Genomic DNA, 18,072 nt, shown 5'->3' with positions numbered 1-18,072 from the left:
CCTAAGCACCGTGTCGAGCGGCCTACTCACACCTCGAGTCTCGCGTCACACGGCGGCGTTGTGCCGGGATCGAGATCGACGCGATCGCCATCCCGCCAAAATTCTTTCCAGAAGCTGCCGCGACCATGCTCGTCGAAACGCTTGAGCGAGGCGCGGACCACGCCGCAGCGCGAGCATTCCGTTTCGGACTTGAACGGCGACAACTCGACGCGCTCGCCCCAACGATGCCGGGTCGACAGCGGCCTAATCTTCGCAATTTGCGAAGTTTCCTCGATCGTCATTTGGCACCATCTGCTGGCTGGTCAGATGGACCCGACGCGCTTTCCCACTTCTGCCGATGTTCCTTCGCGTCCTCGACGAGGCCATGCATCGCAATGATGCCGCAGGTTAGGAGCCCCTCGACCGCCTGCACCTGATCGGCCCAACCGGTGAAGCCCATGCGGGCGTCATTTAGCCTGCCGCGCAGGTCAACCATGTCGCGGCGGAGATCGGCGAGGATGAATTCCAGCGGCCTAGACAGGTCGATTTTAGAGATCGGATTGGCGCGGTGCCGCAGGGCGAGCTGCTGCCGGCCGGTCTCAGTAAATCGTTTGCACGTGGGACAGGTCTCAATCTCGCTCATTCCGCCGCCTCCAGAAATGCCGGCGCGGCGTCATCCTGCATGATGGCGTAGACGTTCGCCGCCATCTGGTTGACCTCGACGGCGTTGCCAATCTGCTTGACCTGCTCGGTCTTGGTGCCGGTGAACTCGTAACGCTTGCCGCGGCGCCCGAAACCCATCGCGGCCGCCAGCTCATGCGGCTCAAGCATCCGGAACAGGATGTCATGCCCGGTCGTCTCGACCAGGTTGATATGACCGGCCGCACAGATCACTGGCGCTGGCAGCGCGAGATCGTGCACACGCGGCGCCTGCCCGGCCCGCTCGCCGAACTGCGCGGTGATGAAGGCCAGCTCGCCGCGTTTGGCCGTGGTCAGCGTCGCCAGCGGGTCGGTCTCGACGTCGCGCGCCCGGTTGGACACGTCCGAATGCGTCACCGGCATCACCATGCCGAACCGCGCCTTGGCCGTCGCGACCGGCAATGGATCATCGGCGCTCCGACAGGTCTCGCCGGAGCCGGAACCGTAATAGGGCGAGATCAGCACATGCGAGTGCTTTGCGACCTGCGTCGGCACCGGCTCCGCCGTCGATCGCGGCTCGCCGCCGCCGTGGCGCGACAGCACGAACGGCTCGACGACATAACCGCCGCCGTCGCAATTGGCTGTCGGCGCAGGCTCCGCGAGCGAATGCGCGCGGCTGTCGCCGTAGCCATCGCCATGGCGGTTGAGCAGGAACGGCTCGACCAGACCGATCCGGGCGACGCCGGTCGAGGCCGGCGCCGGCTCGTCGACCGATTGCTGGTCTCGCCGGAAATGCTGCTTGATGATGATCGGTTGCGCCAGGCCGAGATGCGTTCCGTTCGCCGCGATCGTCGGCGCCGGCGACGCCACAGATCTGCCGTCGGCGTTGTTGCGCAGGGTCACCAGCATCGGCGCGGCATCGCCCGCGCCGCCCGTCACCTCGCCGTCGCGGATCTTGCGCAGCCACTCCACATAGACCATGACGCGCTTGCGGTTGCGCCGCTGCAGATCCGCGCGCGACGAATGCCGCCGCGCCAGGCAGAAGCGCAGCGCATGCATCAGCGAGCGCTGCAGCTCGACGACGAGCATCCAGATCAGCACGCCCGGCCAATCGAACTTGATGGCGCCGGCCAGGATGCGCGCGATGGTTTTCGGCGCCAGCGGACGCGGCCGAGCGAAGATCGAGCGGCCCTTGATCGACCAGTCGATGATGTCGCGCGCCGGCCGCCACGGCTTCAGCCCCTTCGCCTCGGCCCGCGACCGCTTCGCATGCGTCGCGACCGGTAGCAGCAGCGGTCGGCCGTCAAACCGGAAGAAGCCGAAATAACGCTCGCGCGTGGTGAAGCCGCCGAAATCGGCCGCGTTCAGCTTGCGCCACTCGATCGAGGTCGCCCCTAAGCTGCGGATGGTCTCGATCCACGCGCGGTAATATTCGCCCTCGCGTTCCTTGATCGGCCGCTGCGTCTCAGGATCGACCGGCCCCCACTTCACATAGGCCCAGACGTTCTCGACGATCATGCGACTGACGCGCAGCTCAGTCAGCCAGGGGATGATGTGCCACGGGTCGGAACGCAGCTGGTCGGAGGTCGGCCGCCCACCCCGCGCCGGCGAATGATGCGTGCAGCTCGGCGACGCCATCAGCAGGTCGACATAGCCCTCCGGAACGACCTTTTGCGGCCGGGCCGTCGCGATATCCTGGCAATAGTGGATCGCGGCCGGGTGGTTGCGCCAGTGCGTCTCGATTGCGACAGGCCAATGGTTCAGGCAGCGCAGATCGATATCGAGGCCGAGGCGATTAAATGCCTCCTCGGCGCCCTCCGACGAGCCGCCAGAACCGCAGAACAGGTCGACGACGATTTTCCGCTGCGTCATCGCTTCCTCGGCGCGGGCGGCATGGCAGAGCCGGACATCGGCAAGGTCGGCGGAATGAAATTGCCGCGCGGCTGGTGACCACGCGGCAGGCCGCGATGCAGCCAGCCGAGCGCATAGCCGAACATGAACAGGCCGAAGGCGACGACAAAGGCCGCAGCGATCTCGAGCTGCGTCATTGCTGCTGCTCCCGCGGAGCCGACGGCCGCCTCAGTCGAGCAGGCACATTGGTCGGATTGCGGTTGCGATCGAACCGCTCGCCCTCGGCGATCGCCAATGCGACGCCGCGAACGAGGTCTCGCCGATAGCCCGCCGGCTTCCACCATTCGCGCGTCCAAGGCCATTCGCGCGGCACAGTTGGCGATTCCGTGCCGGCATGCAGGATGAACGCAGCGCCGGCTCGGCCCAGCGTGCCGCGATCGTATCCGTCGTCGTGCTCAGTCGACCAACCCTCGCGCTCGATCTGGCGAAAGCGCTCCGCGATAACGGCCTGCATAAATGGCGAAAGCGGCCGACGGATATGCAGCGCCTCAAACAGCCGGCGCAGCAAGTACGACCTGCAGATCGAGATTACGGTCATGATCAGAGCGAACGTGATGTTCTGCCCTATTGAGACCGTGGCGCCGAGCAGCGGCAGAAAATAGAACTGCGCGGCCAGGCTGACACCAAAGCCGACCAGGACGTTGATCGCACTCTCCGCAAGAGACGCCAGTTTCGTTTGCTTCACTGCCCCATCACTCCCCTGATGCGCGCCTCGTTCTGCTGCAGCCAGCGCAGCGTGTTCGCGGCGGCCTCGAGGCCGTCGCATTGATATTGAGCCTGCGATGCGGTCAGCTTGGCCCGCGCGCTACTGCCTCGCGCGTTGATCTCGGCGCCGACCGTGCTGATCTGCCGCGTCAGCGAGACGCAGACGCCGCCGACATGGGTCTGCGGCATCGGACCAACGCGCTGCGCGTTCTGGTCGAGCCAGCGCAGCGTCTTGAGCGCCGCCTCGATCCCCTCTCGCCGCATGCTCACCTTGGTGCGCGCGCCGCTGCGCACGTCCCGCAGCTCAGCCTCGACCGCCGAGATCTGCCGGGTCAGGGACACCCTGTCGCTCATGCCCGCGCCTCGATCGCTGCCGGCGCCGACCCGACGAGCTGTGCCAGGAAGGCGCGGCCCTCGTCAGTCACCATGATCTTGGTTGTCGTGGCGTGCGCGTAGCCGGCGCCGATCGCCTGGCGCATGATCGACCACGGGCATTCGGTGCCGGCGTCGATCGCGAGCAACGCCTCGCGCAGCTCGAGCTCGTCCTCGGTCAGCGGTAGCCGGGTTTGCAGGCGATCGTCGACGACCTCGGCCGGCGCCCGATCTATGCGCGCGAGGTCCATCTCGGTCTGTGCGATCGGCGCACGGCGCAGGAATGCTGGGATATCAAGCCCGTCATCCTCAGAATTCGCTCCAGGTCGGTTCGCTGGCGACACAGCTGCGTCGGCGCGGGCCGCGGGCGCGGCGGCATCCGACACGACTTCCCCATGCTCGGCCGGGGCAACACCGGCGGAGAGGGCTGGAGGCTCGGCAGCACGCGTCACGTCGCTGCCGTTCGCAATCTGTGAGGACGCGCCGCCATGACTCGGCGCGTCCTCGGCGGTCGCTTCTATACCTGCCGTATCTTCCGGCTTGTCGACCGCATTCTCCGGCGCATCAAAGCCCCAGCAAGTCCAGCCAGGGCGCGAGCGCCGCGCGTTGAATTCCACCTTTGGCGTGGTCGGCCAGTGAAATTCGATGATCTCATGCAGATTGTCTGGCTTCGCGGAATGCTCGCCGACCGGCGCCGAGAAGTTGCTGCGGAAATGCGCCGTGGCCGGCGCGTCAACCTTGCCGCGCACGCCGACGAGCACGATCTCATGCTCGCCGGTGAACCAGTAACCAGAGCCACGCGCTGCACCCGACCGCACCTTGTTCCAGACCAGATGCGTGACATAGCGGAAGCCCTGCAGCTCGAGCGTCCGGATCGCGATCGCCAGATGTGGGATGGTGGTCCATTTGAACAGGACGCAGTCATCGGCAAGGCAGGCGAACCGCTCGGCACAGCGCGCGACGATCTCCTCCGGGGTGTGCGCGTCCTCTGCCGTCTCATAGTGCATCGACGGATGGCGCTCGGTGCCGGTCTCGCGAGACCAGGTTGCGTGGTCCCACTCGAAATCCTCGATCGCGACGCCGAAATTCTTTTCCGGCAACGCCTGCAGCCGACGGCCGGTTTCCTGCTCGCGTGCGTCGCGGCGCTCCCGCTTGGCCCGCACCTTCTCGCGGCGAATTTCCTTGATCACCGGCGCCAGCGCTTTCTTGACCTCCGGCGTCAGCTTGCCCTCGGCATCGCGAGGCAGCGCCGCCACGATCTCGGCCTGGCGCTCGGTCGGCTGCGCCGCGATCTCGGCCGCGGCGGCCACGGACACCTTGCCATGCTCGACCGCGTCGACGATCTCCGGCACGGCATGGGCCAGGACCGACCGCGCGCGATCGATGCCGGCGACGTCGGTCGACATCACGGCCGCAGCCTGCTCGCGGCTAATGTTCGCAATATGCGAAGTTTTCTCGCTCGGCCGTCCCTGCCGCAAGCTCACCAGCTTAGCGGCGACGATCCGCCGATCGTCGTCGGTCAGATGCCGCCGGTTGAGGTTTTTCGACAGCACGTAGCTGAGGAGATCGCCGCCGTAATAATCGGGGTTGATCTCCTGATACAGCCAGATGTCGTCATGGTTGGCGAGATCGGCGGCCGTCAGGATGCGGCCGGCGTGCCCCTCCCATCCCTCGCCGAGCGGCTCGCCCTTGGTCACGATCCAGACCAGGCACCGATAACGGTTGCGGCCGTCGAGGATCTGCATGACGCCGTCGACATCGACGAGGTCGATCTGCTCGCGCAGGCCGTTGACGCGCACGTCCTCGGCCATTTCATAGAATTCCTGCCCCTCGATCAGCGGGAACAGGTTCGCATAAGGATGGATCGCGAGCGGCGTCATTGCGCACCGCCCTCCTCGCCCTCAGCGATCGGCACCAAAGCGACGCCGTCGCCGCACGGCACGGCGGTCGCGTAGGTCCCCTGCAGCTCGTCGAGATGCAGCTCGATCGCGTCATCGACGACGGCCGTGACCTTCTCGCCGTTCGCCGCGCAATAGGCCGCCAACCGCGCCGCGATATGTGGCCGGACCGAGATCAGGATTCCCTCGCGACCAAAGCCGGCGACCGAGACCCAGCCGTTCCTTGTCACGGCCGACAGCTCGCCCCGTTCGACCAAGCTATCCATCAGCCGGTTGGCGTTGTTTTTGCTGCAGCCCATCACGCCGGCCAGCTGGCTGCGCGACGGCATCGCGCCGTGACGCCCGACAAATTCGGTGATCGCTCTCAGCGCGTCGAGCATGCGTGCGGTCAGCCCCATACCATTGGATGCGGGAACGTCGGTCAAAACGGCACCTCCTGCGGAAACGGAATGTCGTGAACTCGCATCAGCTCGAGCACGATCTGCTCGAGCGAAGGGATCGCCGAGCGCGGCCGGCGGTTCTTCATGTTCTGCTTGTGGGTGCACCAGGCGAGATTGTCGTCGCGGTTATCGAGCGTCTGGCCGTTGCCGTGGTCGACGTGGTGACCGCGCATGAACCGCTCGGAGCGCGGATCGCGCACGATCTTGATCTCGCGGTGCATCCGCAGCGTGGCGCGGTCCGGCCCGACGTTGCGCTTGGCGTAGAGCTGCCACGGCGTGCGCGAGCCCCATGACACGTTCCAGGTGTTTTTCGAGAGCCAGTCGTAATCGACCGCATCGACCAGCGACCAGACATTGTCCCGCGCCGAAAGGATGATGCGCCGCCATGGCGTCAGCCCGGAATCGAGCAGCCGCTCGATCGAGACCGTCTCGCTGGGCCGGACACTGGCAAACGAGCCGTGCATCAGGCCGCGCCCCGCTTCTTCATGAAGTTTTCGAACAGCGGCGGGACGTAGTCCTCGGCGAACGCCTTGCCGTCCTCGGTGCGCCAGATCCGCATCGGCGCGCCGCCCACGCTGGCGATCACCTCGCCATTGACCGGCACCAGCATCTGGAATGCCTCGATCACCTCGTCGCGGGACATGCCGTCCCTGACCAGGCGCGACACCTGCGCGTGCAACGGGGTTTCAGCCGCCATGCCGATGGCGTGCATGTATGTCCCATCGATCGCCTCGGCCTCGGCAATCTCATCCGGGTCTTTCTGTCGGCGCTTGATGATACGCCTCACGGCCTTGGGGTCGTAACCCTTGGACTTCAGCTCGGCGAACAGGACGCGCTGATCATCCTTGATGGTCGCGATCTCCTCGACGAGGCGCTCGATCCGTTCGATGTAGGATTTCAGCTCCTCGCGGGCCTCGGTGCGGATCTCGCTCATCGGCGCGGCACCCGCACGACCTTGCAGGGCACTGCGCGCCAGCCGTTACGGTTGGTCGTGCGGTCCTCGAGGTTGAGCATCTTGACCAGCGGCAGCGCGCCATCGAGATCGGCGAAGGTCGTCGGCCCCTCGTAATAGTGGCGGGCCTGAATGCTGAAGCCGTGCACCGGATGCCATGGCGCCCAGACCTCGTCCTGCGCGATGATGATCGCCTCGGCCTCGGACAGCGGAATGTTGCAGGCGATCGCGGTCGCCTCGCTCAGCAGCGCATGGATGCGCTCGGCTGCGGTCAGCTGCTCGCTCATCGCTTCACCCACCGGAAGCCGACGCCGACGTCGCGTGGCCAATCGCGCAGCGGCCAGCAGATCACCGAGATCAGCCCGGCGATGCCGAGGCCGAGAAAAACGCCCATCAGCGTGTAGAGCTGCGGGTCCGACAAACGCTCCGTGACCATGGAAAATTCCCCTTCCCCTAATCCGCCATGCCGCGCTGCATGGACTCGATCTGCTTGCGCAGCTCGGCCTCGGCCTTGACCAGTTTCGAAAGCTCGAGCTGCTTTTTCAGACCGACCCACCAAGCCGGCCGCGCCTCGCCCATGATCGCGTCGAGGATCTTGTCGCCGACGTCGGACTGCAGCAGCTTGGCTTGGAAAGCGCTGCCGAGATCCCGGTCACCGGCGAGGCAGCGCTCGCAATGGCGGATCTCGGCGCCGGTTCGGATCGCGAGCTCGGCCGCGGTCTGGTGCGGGAAAAGCCCGCGGAAAACCTGCATTGCCGGAGCGATCGTCCGGCCAACTGGCCGGTTTCGTCCGGCCAGCTGGCCGGCTCGCTTTTTTGCGTTCCCGGTCGGAACCTGTGTAGCCTCTCGCCCCATGTTGCCCCTGTGCGAAAAACCGTTAGTGACGCTTGCGACGCGGCGCCGGCCGGATGCCCCAGAGCTCCGGCGACGCAACCAGGCCGCGCTCGGCGAGCTCGGCCTCGAAAATCAGAAATGTCGGAGAAGGCAGACGGCCGCGCGCGATCGCATTGGAGATCGCCGGCGGCTTGCAACCAGCGATTTCCGCAGCCTTGAACGTCCCGCCGACCGCGTCGACGACCTCGGCTGCCGTACCCAATTTCTTGAAGCGCGAATCATTCATGACGCTCGGACCATACTTCACAGATTGTGAATGTCCAAACAGTTCACGTTGGGTAAATGGTAAATGTTGACGGATTCAGCGACATTGCCGGCCGGAATGGCGGCAGCATCAACAGACCAAAATCCTGAGAGCAATGAGGCGGTTGCGCACCGCTTGAAGCGGACGCGCGAGGCCATGAAGCTAAACCAGGCGGCTTGGTGTCGCCTGGTCGGGATCGATGCGCCGCAGTGGAATAACTACGAGACGGGCGGACGGCGCATCACGATCGACGCCGCCCTCAAGGTCTGCAAGGCAACAGGCGTCGGCCTCAACTGGATCTACCGCGGCATGGCATCTGACTTGCCGGTCAACCTTGCGACGGCGATCCAGGCGCAGGAACGAGCCGCACGCAAGCGCACATAGCCGCCGCACGTAGCGCGGCCGCATTTTGCGCGACGAACGGCACGCCGAGCGCCGCGGCGGCGTAGCAGCAGCCGAAAACCGCCTCGAGCGTCGACGGCAGCGTGAGCTCGAGCGCTGGCGGCACCACAAACAGGTTGTGCGCGATCGCCGCCAGCACGCCGACCAGGACGCCGTAGCGGCGGCCAAAGATCAGCGAGCAACTCGCCGCCAGCATCCCGAAAATCAGCACCTCGACCGCCTGGACGCCGAGCAAAGCAACCAGCGCGATCGCGACCGGGACAAGCAATAGGAATGAGGCGATCGTCCAGAACAACGCCGGCCCCGCATGATAGGGCGCCGCGAGCGCCAGCACCTGCCGCTCCCAAAGCGGGCGAGGCCCCGGCGCGGTGATGTAGCCCTCGAGCAGCACTGCGAGCTCGTCGACGACCTGACGCGCGTCCTCGGTAGAATCAGGCAACTGGATCGCGAGCTGCAGGGCAAGGTGACGGTTCGCGTCCGACGACCTCGGACGGCTCGACATAAGTGTCTTCATTGTTGTTTTTTCCATGGGCATTCACACGTCGTGAATAACGACGCTGTACAAATTCACATTTTGTGATTATTCCATGTCACCGGCATTTGCGCCGGTGACGCGAATGTTTCTAGTGGGACAATCAGCAGGATGCCTATTCCGCAAATTTACGGGTGTGAATTGAGCGACAAGGTCGCCGCCGCACCTATGCAACCGGAGCAAATCAGAGGCGCGGCGGCTCAACCCGTTGCATCAGCGCCACGCCTCACACGCAAAACGGGTAAACGTTCCATCGCGGGACGATCCGGCGAAAAGCCTTATGACCGGGTTCCCCTCAAGCTGCTCGAATTCAGCCCCTTCGAGCGGCATCCGCGCGGCGGCTGGCGGTTTGGCGCCAAAACGATCAGCACCGCCGTCGCAGACCGCCTGATCGCCAGCGGCCGCGCAGAAATCGTCGACGGGCTGCTGCGATCAAAGCTACCGAGAGGCAGTTGGCCGAAACTGCTGCGCCACGGGCCAGAGCTGGCGATGTCCGAACGCATCGAACGGTACCGGCATAACATCCGCGCGATCCGCGCCTCGGGCTGTAGCGTGCCATCCGCCCTGATCAACAGCCTCGACCGCAGGAAGATCCGCAAATGGTTCGAGGATAGCGAACAGACCAGCGCCCGTCTGCGCGATCTTATCCGCACGCTCGCCAAACTGCCGGCCGATACCACTATTCCGGTGCAACTGCCATGAGCGGGACCGCGCTGTATCAGAGAACCATCGCATTCAATTACGGCACACCCGGTCGCGGCGAGATCATGCGCGAGGTCTGGACGCCGACGCCGTGGATGCTCGACGTCTATGTCGGAGACCGCTACGCCCGCGAGGACGAGATCCTGCGCTGGTGTTACGCCGAGCTCGGCGAGATGTCCTCGCCGATCCACGGCCGCGCCGGCTGCTGGCATCGCGGCAGCGCGACGATCTTTGGCTGGACATGGTTCGGCTTTGCCGACGAGGCCACCATGCAGCGTTTTGCCGCGCGCTGGCCGACGCCTGACGGCGTCAAACATCCGGAGGCCGCATGACCGCCGCCCTTCCGCAGGCGCTTGACGCGCACTTTTCCGCCTTCGCGACCATCGGCGTTCCACAGCTGGCGCGACTGCTGCCGATGGACCGGACCACGATCGCGCGGCATATTGCCGACGAAACCCTGCCCTCCCGTATCAAGGGCAAGGGTCGCAAGAAGCCTCGCCGCGTCTTTACCCGTTCGGACGTCGAGGCGTTTCTCGAGGCGCTCGAGGAGACCCCGCCGCCATGTCTGTCTATCAGCCCGCCAAGAGCCGTTTCTGGCACTTCGATTTCCAGATCAAAGGTTATCGCTTTTCCGGCTCAACCGAATGCGAGAGCGAGAGTGACGCGCGTGCAGCTGAGGCGGAAGAAAAAACCCGCGCCCGCGAGCTCGTCGCCGGCTGGATCGCCGCCGGCCGAGGACCGCTGACGCTCGAGCGCGCCTGCGATCGCTGGTGGGACGAGCACGGCCAGCACCTGGCCGACCTCAAGATCAAATCCGCCCTCGATCGCATTGTTGAGATCATCGGCGGCAAGACGCTGCTGCAGGACATTATCGACGACACTGTCGCGACGCTCGTCGCTGAACGCAGGAAGGACCGCCGGCGCGATCGCACTGTCGTCGACAACGGCAAAGCCAAGATCCTCTATCGCCAGATCACGCCGTCGACCGTCAATCGCACGCTGGATCTGCTGCGCCGTGTCATGCGCCGCGCGAAAGAGAACTGGAATGCGATCTTGCCGAAGGAACCGACCTGGAAAAAGCATCGGCTGAAACAGAAGAAACGTCCGGTCCGCGAGCTACTGCCCAGCGAGGAGACCGCGATCGACCAGGTCGAGAGCCTGGACTATGCCGAGCTGCGGCGGTTCGCGATTATCACCGGACTGCGTCGGCAAAATCTGCTGCTGACCTGGACGCAGGTCAATTTCGAGCTCGGCACCATCAGCGTCATGACCAAAGGCGACACGCCGCGGATCATTCCGCTGTCGCGCGAGGCCTATGCGATCCTCTGGCGCCGGCGCGGCCACCATCCGGAATTTGTTTTCACCTACAAGGCACAACGCACCTGGAAAAACCGCACCAGGAAGGGCCGCAAGCTCGGCGATATCGTCAAGGGACAGCGCTACCCGATCACGGCAACCGGCTTCGCCTCAAACAAGAAACGGAACTGGACCAAGGCCGGCGTTGACGCGCGCATCCACGATTTGCGCCATACGACAGGCATGCGCACGCTGCGCGCGACCGGCAATCTGCGCATCGTGCAGAAACAGCTCGGTCACTCGACCATTGCCATCACGTCCGAATTCTACACCGACGCGACGCTCGAGGATCTGCGCGCCGCGATGGAAGCGACCGCCGCCCACCAGCCGGCAGCGCCGGCAGCTCCCAAAGCGGCCGAGAACAAGGGCGGCAACGAATGAGCCTCGCGCTGCGGCCGATCGGCATCCGCGACTATTCCATCATTGAGGACGGCCAGCGGATCGGCCGCATCCGCTATGCGAGCGAGCGGTCGCCCGGCGTCTGGCTTTGGCATGTCCAGGTCCATATCACCGGCGGCCTGCCGGTCGGCAGCGCCGGCAACCTCGAGGCGGCGAAAGCCGAATTCAAATCAGCATGGTCGGCCTTCAAGGCCAGGCAGACGCCGGAAAAGCTGGCCGCAGCCTACGCCGCGATGAACATCCGCAAATCCTAGAAGCGATCGGCGACGCGACGGAAGGCGGGATGATCCGGGTTTTTCGACTTGATCCAGTGATCGCAGCGGCCCGGCTTGTAGGACCGCTCGAGCTGCTTGGAGACGATACCCTCGAGACCATGCAGACAGGCATGGCGGAACAGGTCCGGCCCGATCTCGCCAGCCTCATAGGGCGCGAGCTGGATGCCGTCGACCCGCCGCGTCAACAGGCGCTGCAGGTTGGCCTTCCGCATCGACAGCGGCAGCCTGGTCAGGTCATCCCCCTCGAGCGCGAGGACGTCGAAGGCGTAGAGCTGGACCTCGTCGTCATGCTTGCGCGAGACCAAGGCATCGAAATCGCTGTAACTGCGGACGTCGAGGACGACCGCCTCGCCGTCGAGCACGAACTGCTTAGGCTTGAGGCGGCGCGCGGCCTCGACAATCCAGGGATAGCGATCGGTCCAGTCGGCGCCGTTCATGGTGAACAGCCGCACGCGATCGGCCTCGCGGACGACGCGCATCCGGAACCCATCGAATTTGATTTCGTGAATCCACCGCGGCCCCGCCGGCACCGCCTTTGCGGTCACCGGCCGTGCAAACTCAAACCGCTTTGCCATGTCGGGCAGATAGGTATTTTTGCCCGAAATGCGAATCCGGAACCAGCAGCGGAGCGGCGCCGTCGCCGCCCCGCCAGGCGCCGGTTTAGGCCGGACGGCGCGCTGCTGCCGCCGCCTTACTGCCGCGATGCGTCACCTCATTGAGGACGTCACTGACGCGCCCCGAATTGATGACATAGGCCGCCGCGATCTCATGGATCAGCTGGCCGCTCCAGCGGCGCAGCCAGACGTCAACGGCCTCCTCAAACGTGAATTTAGTTTTTCGCGGATTGTTGTCTTGCTGGATACGATCGACCACACTAGGGTCCTTTCGTGGTTAGGCGCCGCGCGAGCGGAGCCGGATGAAGATCACGAAAAGCCGGGTCCCGCCCTCGACAAGTGGAGGCCCGGTTTTTTTCATGAGCGGTTGGGAAGCGACGACCGCCGGCGCCAACATAAGCGCCTAATGGCGCCCTGTATTCGTTGATTAAACTATCCCCACCTTATCGGCGTTTCCGAGTATGAACGGCATCACGATGTGGCGAGAAAGACATCCCGACGCGCAGCGAGATACGTGCACCGAACGTGCCAACAATGGCGAAGCAAGGGCAGACTGTTTCCCGCATCTTTTGAAGCTATAGGCCGATGACGGCTCGACGCCTTTGCCGTCGCGCGGTTATCCACGATATTCGCCACCGGAGCCCCAGGATCGATATGAAACCCTTTTTGATCTCGACCGCCCTCGTATTGGCAGCGACGTCCGCCGGCGCGCAAAGTTCACTATCCGACGCGGAACGCGCGGCCATCCAGAAGGCGCGCGAGTTTTGCATTGAGGCACTCGGCGGCCGGGACCGGCTGAACCGCCGCATATTTTTCGGAGACACCGCGACGACGAACGCCCTGCACGCCGAGGTAAATGAGTGCGCGATGCGTCAGCTGCCCCGCTACTTGCCGCCCGCGAGCCGTTGAGAGCCCCGCCCATGAGCGAACTGACCCCCGCCCCTTCCCCGGACACGTCCGGGACCGATTTAGCGCACCAGCGGCCCGCGCTGGCGGCCGGCGGCCAGCTTGCCGGCGCCCCGCTCGGCCTTGTCGGCGAGCGGCCGAGCGAGCAGACCTGGCGCGCGGATTATCTCGACGAGGAAGCGCTGCGGCTCGAGGTCCGCGCCGAGATCTTACGGGCCGACGCTGCACGCTATCGGGCGATCGCGACGATGATCCGCGCGCGGCGATCCCCGGAAAAATCCCCGAACCGGACCGAGGCCGACCGCTAAGCCCTTGCTGAGTAGCGGATATTTCCTCCGCGACCGAAATGTTTCTACTCCGCGGGTTGCAGGTTCGAATCCTGCCGGGATCGCCAGATGGCTTTTCCTGCTAATGATTTCAATAGCTTATCAGAAATTTTTCCAACCTCGGACTTGGGTTAGGCAATTTTCGATTATCGGACACATCGAATCCGGTTTGCAGTTTCGCCATAGCTGCAACAGCCAGTTTCTTGCGTGCGGCCTCGCGGCAATAGCGCTCAATCTCTCGGATGTCGGTGCGTCCGGTGATGGACATGATTTCGAGCGCCGTGAAATATGCTCGAAGGGTCAGATGCCATCTTCGCCAGTCGGCACACCCATGTGCCAGGTCTCTATTGGGAATTCACCGTACTTGGATGCAACGAGGCGTGCGTGCATGACGGGACCCGAGATCTTGGCGCCGATGGCCTCGATGATCTGCAGAACTTCGATCGGGCGAACGAGGTGGCCGCGCAGGATCAGACCTCCATCGTCTCGCCTGACCACGGGGTAGCGAAACAAATGCTCACTGTGAAAATCGGATAGCTTTTCAATCAGAGCTTCCGTGTGTTCAATCTCTATCACTAGGCCGAGGCTCTTTGCCCTTTCGTAAGCCTCCTGAATGCGGTGATGTAGCTTGAAAACGTCAGCATACGGGATGTCGCGCGAGAGAAGATAGGCTTTGAGCATCAGCTCGAGGCCATGGCTCATCAAAAAGTACGTTGGCGGGATTGTGTCCACTGCAGATTCGTCGCGAATGAGAGTATCCGCGGCGCGTAGATAGGCTACAGCCTCGTGCCAAAACTGGTTCGCCAAGATCCCAAGAGGCACACGATTGTTCATTGCGGCCGCACTAAATTATCCTCCGCTCACCGGCCATACAACTTCAAGGTAGAGCCGTGGGCCTCGATGGCTACCTCGACGCCTCCCAAAGTTGTTTTAGCCATCTCCTTATCGTTCTGCCGTTCTTTGTAACGGTCATAGTAGTCGGCGGCTTCCGCAGTGTATCCGCCCCTCTTTGCACAGTCATCGTTCAGCCGAACTAGTTCTCGTTCGAATGTCGCAAAGGCCGCCAGCTCCCTATCAGACAACCAGCCGCCCTTCACCGGCAAGTATTCGTTGATGACCGTCGACAGGCTTCTAGTCTCCAGTCGTTCTATAGCTCCGAAGTTGTTCGTCTCCGTGAACCACTGCGTAATGAGCGCTGAATGAGCCATCTCCGCCTCACGAGCCTCTCGGCTCTGCGTCGCCAGGACCTTTGCGGTCAGATCGCTAGCTTTTAGCGTCGCGAATTCCCGGACAACTCGGCTAAACAGGAAAAAGAAATCAGCCCTTATCATTCCTACCCATGGCTTGACGATTACGGCGCGCTCTTCAGGCGTAACCTTCAGCTCGCTCAATTGCGCATCGATGTCGTCGAGCACTGATTGCTTGTCTTTCGCTGATGGCGTTCCCAACCGGTTGCCCCAAGCTATAGTCAAGTAACTCGCTCGCGCGGAAATCTCGGCCAGTCGTCTAACGGTAGCCAGTGTAGCCACCGGTTTGTCGAAGTTTGGCCTCTACACCGAGAGTCTTGATGAATTCCACCTGCGGCAGGAAGACGATAAGCGAGCCCACGAGAAAGAACGTTCCGAGCGTGAGCGCCGAGCCCTTCTGGTTGTTGAACGCCTGATAGACGGCACCTAACATGGCGAACATCGACATGGCCGCTACGAAGTACGAGAAAATGTCCCTGACCTTGTCCATCCCGGCACCAACAAAAGCCGAGACTTTGTCTCGGCCATTGGTCCAAGAATACCAGCTTTTGATCTCCTCTAGGTTGCGAGGCACTGTTTTACACAGGGTAGTACTGCGCGACCAAAGGCTAATCCCCACCAGCGAGACACTCGCTATAGTTGCGGCGGGAATAGAGGGAAAGATGGCCGATAAAATTGAAATGCGGACGGAAAATCTTGATGGGCCGCAGAACGCGTTGGTTATTTTGCACCTGTGGACCGCTCTTAGACAGGCTGTGGTCGAGATGCACGCGCTGAACGGCTCACAGGCTGTCTTTGACTTTCAGCAGAAACTTATTCTTGGTGCAAAGAACGGTGAAGTCACCGGACTCCCTCTTGAACAAGAGAAGGCAGTCGTGGACACGGTCGTCAGGCTTTTTGAGGGACTCGTTTCCTTCGATGGATAGGCTGAACTTAGACGCGATCAAAATGAACTCGCTCATTTTCTAGCCCCCCTCTTCAAGCCAGAACCCGCCTCGCCTTCGCGTCCTTCACCGCAGCGACAACGCGCGTTGGCAATTCAGCCTTTAACTGGGAAATCTGCGTTTTCAGGCGAGCCAGCCCCGCAGCGTCTGCCCCGCGAGCGTCAATGCTGACGCTGACCGGCGCCGACACTCCGCCGCCCACGCAGCGATTACGCAGCACGTCGTTCGGAATGATCTGCGCTCCTCGAGGCACATTCATCAGTTCGGGGCCGTTCTTGCCAACCAGTGACAGCCCGCCAAGCGCGGAGTCGGTTCCTGAAGCGAATGCTGGCCTTGCTGCCGCCAATCCCCAACAGGCCCAGCAACCCACCGCCGCTCGAGCCACCAAACGCCGATGACCACAAATTGTCGGCAGGCATCTGAGCGAGTTTGTCAGCAATCTTGCTGGGGATCCACCCACACGGGCCAACGGGCAATTTGCTTTTGGACAGCCAGCTCATGGGAGGCTGGTTTCTCGGCCTCGGCGCCGCCGCTGCTTTCCGGCGGTCGATCCCGGATTAATCAAATGGGAACCTTCCAGGTGCAGAATAATTAACCGAAGTTAATCTTGGAGGCTGAGGAATGTCGGACGAAGACATCGCCCTGCGAGCCGTCAGTGCGGCCCAAGAGATCCTTGAGGAATATCTTGAACCGCGTCCGCGCTCCAATGAGCGGCTGATCCTTGATCGATTGGTTGAGATACTTGAGCAACCCAGCCTGATCGTTGCCGTCAATCGAAGTAAGCGAAGTCACGGCTGACCTTAACTGCTGCCCGAAGGTTAGGCAGTCGCCAAAAATCGCTATGGGACTCAACGGCACCAAATTGCCTAACCTTGGCGCTAACCAATTGTTCTATCTACATTCTGTTAATCCTGCTGCCGGGATCGCCACCCCACTCCCCGTTCAATGAAACCGTTTTCCAGAAGCCGCGAAGCCGGCCGGAAACAAACCCGGCGTAGTGTCTTGGGCGTTGGACCAAGGGGATTAGGTCATGTGGGATTTCATCAACGAGTTGTATCGGGATTTCTGCCTGGCTCGCCTGCAGGAAATGCGGAAGCTCGAGCATCATATCTGATCGGGCGGAGCATTGACGGCGATCAGCCGCTCTCGCCGCACGGCTAGGCATCCCGACAGTCGGACCTTCGCCAGCGCACAAGTCGCCAACACCAGTCCATCGCGGGACGCCAGTCGCCGTATGACTACGGGGGCGCTCGAACCTTGGCGCCGGTTTTGCAGACACAAACATGACTGGGATTGCGGGCCCAGATTGGAACAGGGCGCTGCCGGGACAATGCATTTCGAGCCCGGCGGCGTAATTTTTCGGGACAGGCTCACCGCCGTGATCCGAACGGCCTGGCGGCAGTGCCAGGACCGGCCCCGTTGCTTCGCCCCGTTGCATCTCCTGCCTGGAAATCGACCTTGCGCGAGCACGCTCGTTCGACGTCGATAGATCCACCGTCGAGGTGTGTGGGCCGGGACGACGATGAGTAAGTGTCGCCGTTGGTTGATCGTCGTCTTCCTGGCCCGTCGCTCGCGAACGTCGACCGTCGGCAGCAATCAAACCAATCTCTAAGGTTCTCTTAACCACAAGCGAAGGCCGCACGCGGGGTCGTAGGCCGATTGCGCGCCGATCCGCGTTGTCCAGCACCATGCGTACGACAAGCCGTTTGATCGCCTCGGCTCTGTGTGGTGCGGCGGTTCTCGCTGCGCCGCTCGCAGCCGCCAATGCGCAGCAGGTGCAGGCCGGAACGCTTGAGTGTCGCGGCGGCCCCGATACCGGGTTCGTCGTGGGTCCGGTGACCAACCTCAATTGCGTGCTGCACGTCGATAGCGCGCCGGACAGTCATTATGTCGCGGCCATCCGCAATCTCGGTGTTCAGATCGGAGATCAAGAAGTCGCCATGGCCTGGAAGGTGATGGCGCCCGTGCCGTGGCTTGGAAGCGACGATCTCGCCGGCGGCTACGCCCACGCAGACGGCGCCGGCGTCAACGTACTCGCCGGCGGCTCGAATAAGCCGATCACGTTGCATCCGAACGAGCAGAACGTCCCCTCAACGCCGCCCCTGAAAATCGAGAACCTCGAGATTCGGCCGGTGGATCGCTGACCCTGAGCGCAGCCAGGCGATGGCCGGCGCGGTTGCCAGAATGCACAACGCCGTCCGCTTGAAATAGATGCGGACGGCGCTGGCCCTAGCCCCAGGAAGGTGATGCAAAATCCTGACAGCTGCAACTCTGCACACTTTGTGCCAGCGGCGCATGTCCCAAATTGGCTATCACGCGGCATGGCCCAAATGGG

Annotated in this window: 32 protein-coding genes and 1 pseudogene; 11 read left to right on the top strand and 22 right to left on the bottom strand. The window is 63.1% G+C overall.

Annotated elements, in window-relative coordinates; translation table 11 throughout:
- Positions 1–26: 26 nt before the first annotated feature.
- The 14 genes from JEY66_RS23005 to JEY66_RS22940 all read right to left on the bottom strand — a co-directional run bounded on the left by JEY66_RS23005 (position 27) and on the right by JEY66_RS22940 (position 8,016).
- Entirely contained in the window at positions 27–281 is a 255-nt protein-coding gene (locus JEY66_RS23005) for a hypothetical protein (protein WP_018271765.1), read from the bottom strand.
- Positions 278–622: a hypothetical protein gene (locus JEY66_RS23000; RefSeq protein WP_018271766.1), complete on the bottom strand. Its 345-nt coding sequence runs from the start codon at positions 620–622 to the stop codon at positions 278–280. Before JEY66_RS23000 ends, JEY66_RS23005 begins: the two co-directional genes overlap by 4 nt.
- On the bottom strand, positions 619–2,490 hold the full coding sequence (locus JEY66_RS22995) for a DNA cytosine methyltransferase (protein WP_018271767.1): 1,872 nt from the start codon (positions 2,488–2,490) through the stop codon (positions 619–621). The genes JEY66_RS23000 and JEY66_RS22995 overlap by 4 nt, the downstream gene beginning before the upstream one ends.
- Positions 2,487–2,666, bottom strand: coding sequence for a hypothetical protein (locus JEY66_RS22990; protein ID WP_018271768.1), 180 nt, complete (start codon positions 2,664–2,666; stop codon positions 2,487–2,489). The genes JEY66_RS22995 and JEY66_RS22990 overlap by 4 nt, the downstream gene beginning before the upstream one ends.
- Positions 2,663–3,214: a DUF7220 family protein gene (locus JEY66_RS22985; protein ID WP_018271769.1), complete on the bottom strand. Its 552-nt coding sequence runs from the start codon at positions 3,212–3,214 to the stop codon at positions 2,663–2,665. Before JEY66_RS22985 ends, JEY66_RS22990 begins: the two co-directional genes overlap by 4 nt.
- On the bottom strand, positions 3,211–3,588 hold the full coding sequence (locus tag JEY66_RS22980) for a hypothetical protein (RefSeq protein ID WP_018271770.1): 378 nt from the start codon (positions 3,586–3,588) through the stop codon (positions 3,211–3,213). Before JEY66_RS22980 ends, JEY66_RS22985 begins: the two co-directional genes overlap by 4 nt.
- On the bottom strand, positions 3,585–5,486 hold the full coding sequence (locus tag JEY66_RS22975) for an MT-A70 family methyltransferase (RefSeq protein WP_018271771.1): 1,902 nt from the start codon (positions 5,484–5,486) through the stop codon (positions 3,585–3,587). The genes JEY66_RS22980 and JEY66_RS22975 overlap by 4 nt, the downstream gene beginning before the upstream one ends.
- On the bottom strand, positions 5,483–5,929 hold the full coding sequence (locus JEY66_RS22970; protein WP_174770983.1) for a LexA family transcriptional regulator: 447 nt from the start codon (positions 5,927–5,929) through the stop codon (positions 5,483–5,485). Before JEY66_RS22970 ends, JEY66_RS22975 begins: the two co-directional genes overlap by 4 nt.
- Positions 5,926–6,408 (bottom strand): HNH endonuclease, encoded by a 483-nt coding sequence (locus tag JEY66_RS22965; protein ID WP_018271773.1) that lies wholly within the window; start codon positions 6,406–6,408, stop codon positions 5,926–5,928. The genes JEY66_RS22970 and JEY66_RS22965 overlap by 4 nt, the downstream gene beginning before the upstream one ends.
- Positions 6,408–6,878 (bottom strand): DUF2312 domain-containing protein, encoded by a 471-nt coding sequence (locus tag JEY66_RS22960; RefSeq protein WP_018271774.1) that lies wholly within the window; start codon positions 6,876–6,878, stop codon positions 6,408–6,410. Before JEY66_RS22960 ends, JEY66_RS22965 begins: the two co-directional genes overlap by 1 nt.
- Positions 6,875–7,183, bottom strand: a complete 309-nt coding sequence (locus tag JEY66_RS22955) for a hypothetical protein (protein ID WP_041482659.1) — start codon at positions 7,181–7,183, stop codon at positions 6,875–6,877. The genes JEY66_RS22960 and JEY66_RS22955 overlap by 4 nt, the downstream gene beginning before the upstream one ends.
- Positions 7,180–7,332 carry a hypothetical protein gene (locus tag JEY66_RS22950; protein ID WP_018271776.1) on the bottom strand — a complete coding sequence of 51 codons (153 nt, stop codon included), beginning with the start codon at positions 7,330–7,332 and terminating at the stop codon, positions 7,180–7,182. Before JEY66_RS22950 ends, JEY66_RS22955 begins: the two co-directional genes overlap by 4 nt.
- Positions 7,333–7,349: 17 nt before the next feature.
- The gene (locus JEY66_RS22945; protein ID WP_018271777.1) at positions 7,350–7,649 is read right to left on the bottom strand and encodes a hypothetical protein; all 300 of its coding nucleotides are present in this window, start codon (positions 7,647–7,649) and stop codon (positions 7,350–7,352) included.
- A gap of 124 nt (positions 7,650–7,773) precedes the next feature.
- The gene (locus tag JEY66_RS22940; protein WP_018271778.1) at positions 7,774–8,016 is read right to left on the bottom strand and encodes a hypothetical protein; all 243 of its coding nucleotides are present in this window, start codon (positions 8,014–8,016) and stop codon (positions 7,774–7,776) included.
- A gap of 84 nt (positions 8,017–8,100) precedes the next feature.
- On the opposite strand from JEY66_RS22940, the gene JEY66_RS22935 reads away from it, so the two are divergent.
- Complete coding sequence (locus tag JEY66_RS22935; RefSeq protein WP_248887562.1) at positions 8,101–8,418, top strand: helix-turn-helix domain-containing protein; 318 nt, start codon at positions 8,101–8,103, stop codon at positions 8,416–8,418.
- On the opposite strand, the gene JEY66_RS22930 is transcribed toward JEY66_RS22935, so the two are convergent.
- Entirely contained in the window at positions 8,363–8,950 is a 588-nt protein-coding gene (locus JEY66_RS22930; protein ID WP_026192796.1) for a hypothetical protein, read from the bottom strand. The genes JEY66_RS22935 and JEY66_RS22930 overlap by 56 nt on opposite strands.
- A 159-nt stretch (positions 8,951–9,109) precedes the next feature.
- Here JEY66_RS22930 and JEY66_RS22925 point away from each other — a divergent pair, with 159 nt between their 5' ends.
- The 5 genes and pseudogenes from JEY66_RS22925 to JEY66_RS22910 all read left to right on the top strand — a co-directional run bounded on the left by JEY66_RS22925 (position 9,110) and on the right by JEY66_RS22910 (position 11,679).
- Entirely contained in the window at positions 9,110–9,670 is a 561-nt protein-coding gene (locus JEY66_RS22925; RefSeq protein WP_018271780.1) for a hypothetical protein, read from the top strand.
- Positions 9,667–10,002, top strand: coding sequence for a hypothetical protein (locus tag JEY66_RS22920; protein WP_018271781.1), 336 nt, complete (start codon positions 9,667–9,669; stop codon positions 10,000–10,002). Before JEY66_RS22925 ends, JEY66_RS22920 begins: the two co-directional genes overlap by 4 nt.
- Positions 9,999–10,199 (top strand): annotated as a pseudogene (locus JEY66_RS45475) (helix-turn-helix transcriptional regulator); the annotation flags it as partial. The gene JEY66_RS22920 and the pseudogene JEY66_RS45475, both read left to right, overlap by 4 nt.
- A 32-nt stretch (positions 10,200–10,231) precedes the next feature.
- Positions 10,232–11,407 (top strand): tyrosine-type recombinase/integrase, encoded by a 1,176-nt coding sequence (locus JEY66_RS22915; protein ID WP_018271782.1) that lies wholly within the window; start codon positions 10,232–10,234, stop codon positions 11,405–11,407.
- Positions 11,404–11,679, top strand: a complete 276-nt coding sequence (locus JEY66_RS22910) for a hypothetical protein (protein ID WP_018271783.1) — start codon at positions 11,404–11,406, stop codon at positions 11,677–11,679. Before JEY66_RS22915 ends, JEY66_RS22910 begins: the two co-directional genes overlap by 4 nt.
- On the opposite strand, the gene JEY66_RS22905 is transcribed toward JEY66_RS22910, so the two are convergent.
- The gene (locus JEY66_RS22905) at positions 11,676–12,275 is read right to left on the bottom strand and encodes an ATP-dependent DNA ligase (RefSeq protein ID WP_018271784.1); all 600 of its coding nucleotides are present in this window, start codon (positions 12,273–12,275) and stop codon (positions 11,676–11,678) included. The genes JEY66_RS22910 and JEY66_RS22905 overlap by 4 nt on opposite strands.
- A gap of 85 nt (positions 12,276–12,360) precedes the next feature.
- Positions 12,361–12,573 carry a hypothetical protein gene (locus JEY66_RS22900; RefSeq protein WP_018271785.1) on the bottom strand — a complete coding sequence of 71 codons (213 nt, stop codon included), beginning with the start codon at positions 12,571–12,573 and terminating at the stop codon, positions 12,361–12,363.
- Between the two features lie 395 nt (positions 12,574–12,968).
- On the opposite strand from JEY66_RS22900, the gene JEY66_RS22895 reads away from it, so the two are divergent.
- On the top strand, positions 12,969–13,223 hold the full coding sequence (locus tag JEY66_RS22895; RefSeq protein ID WP_018271787.1) for a hypothetical protein: 255 nt from the start codon (positions 12,969–12,971) through the stop codon (positions 13,221–13,223).
- An 11-nt stretch (positions 13,224–13,234) separates the two neighbouring features.
- The gene (locus JEY66_RS22890; RefSeq protein ID WP_018271788.1) at positions 13,235–13,528 is read left to right on the top strand and encodes a hypothetical protein; all 294 of its coding nucleotides are present in this window, start codon (positions 13,235–13,237) and stop codon (positions 13,526–13,528) included.
- 109 nt (positions 13,529–13,637) lie between these two features.
- Here the strand turns inward: JEY66_RS22890 and JEY66_RS22885 are convergent, their stop codons facing one another.
- The 4 genes from JEY66_RS22885 to JEY66_RS22870 form a co-directional block, all read right to left on the bottom strand.
- Complete coding sequence (locus JEY66_RS22885; protein WP_157183460.1) at positions 13,638–13,814, bottom strand: hypothetical protein; 177 nt, start codon at positions 13,812–13,814, stop codon at positions 13,638–13,640.
- Positions 13,815–13,846: 32 nt separating this feature from the next.
- Positions 13,847–14,380 (bottom strand): hypothetical protein, encoded by a 534-nt coding sequence (locus JEY66_RS22880; RefSeq protein ID WP_016842518.1) that lies wholly within the window; start codon positions 14,378–14,380, stop codon positions 13,847–13,849.
- Positions 14,381–14,406: 26 nt separating this feature from the next.
- A complete protein-coding gene (locus tag JEY66_RS22875; RefSeq protein WP_016842517.1) occupies positions 14,407–14,961 on the bottom strand; it encodes a hypothetical protein in 555 nt (184 codons plus the stop codon).
- Between the two features lie 91 nt (positions 14,962–15,052).
- Complete coding sequence (locus JEY66_RS22870) at positions 15,053–15,283, bottom strand: hypothetical protein (RefSeq protein WP_026192797.1); 231 nt, start codon at positions 15,281–15,283, stop codon at positions 15,053–15,055.
- 172 nt (positions 15,284–15,455) lie between these two features.
- Here JEY66_RS22870 and JEY66_RS22865 point away from each other — a divergent pair, with 172 nt between their 5' ends.
- Entirely contained in the window at positions 15,456–15,719 is a 264-nt protein-coding gene (locus tag JEY66_RS22865) for a hypothetical protein (RefSeq protein WP_125459261.1), read from the top strand.
- Between the two features lie 52 nt (positions 15,720–15,771).
- On the opposite strand, the gene JEY66_RS22860 is transcribed toward JEY66_RS22865, so the two are convergent.
- On the bottom strand, positions 15,772–16,083 hold the full coding sequence (locus JEY66_RS22860; protein WP_125459262.1) for a hypothetical protein: 312 nt from the start codon (positions 16,081–16,083) through the stop codon (positions 15,772–15,774).
- Positions 16,084–16,358: 275 nt separating this feature from the next.
- Between JEY66_RS22860 and JEY66_RS22855 the strand changes: the two genes are divergently transcribed.
- A complete protein-coding gene (locus JEY66_RS22855; protein ID WP_168388445.1) occupies positions 16,359–16,535 on the top strand; it encodes a hypothetical protein in 177 nt (58 codons plus the stop codon).
- Positions 16,536–17,443: 908 nt separating this feature from the next.
- Positions 17,444–17,881 (top strand): DUF992 domain-containing protein, encoded by a 438-nt coding sequence (locus JEY66_RS22850; RefSeq protein ID WP_018271792.1) that lies wholly within the window; start codon positions 17,444–17,446, stop codon positions 17,879–17,881.
- Positions 17,882–18,072: the final 191 nt, after the last annotated feature.

The sequence above is a fragment of the Bradyrhizobium elkanii USDA 76 genome, assembly GCF_023278185.1.
Classification (GTDB): Bacteria; Pseudomonadota; Alphaproteobacteria; order Rhizobiales; family Xanthobacteraceae; genus Bradyrhizobium; species Bradyrhizobium elkanii.
Note: the sequence above shows the minus strand (reverse complement) of the source record. Positions and strands in the feature narration are given on the sequence as shown.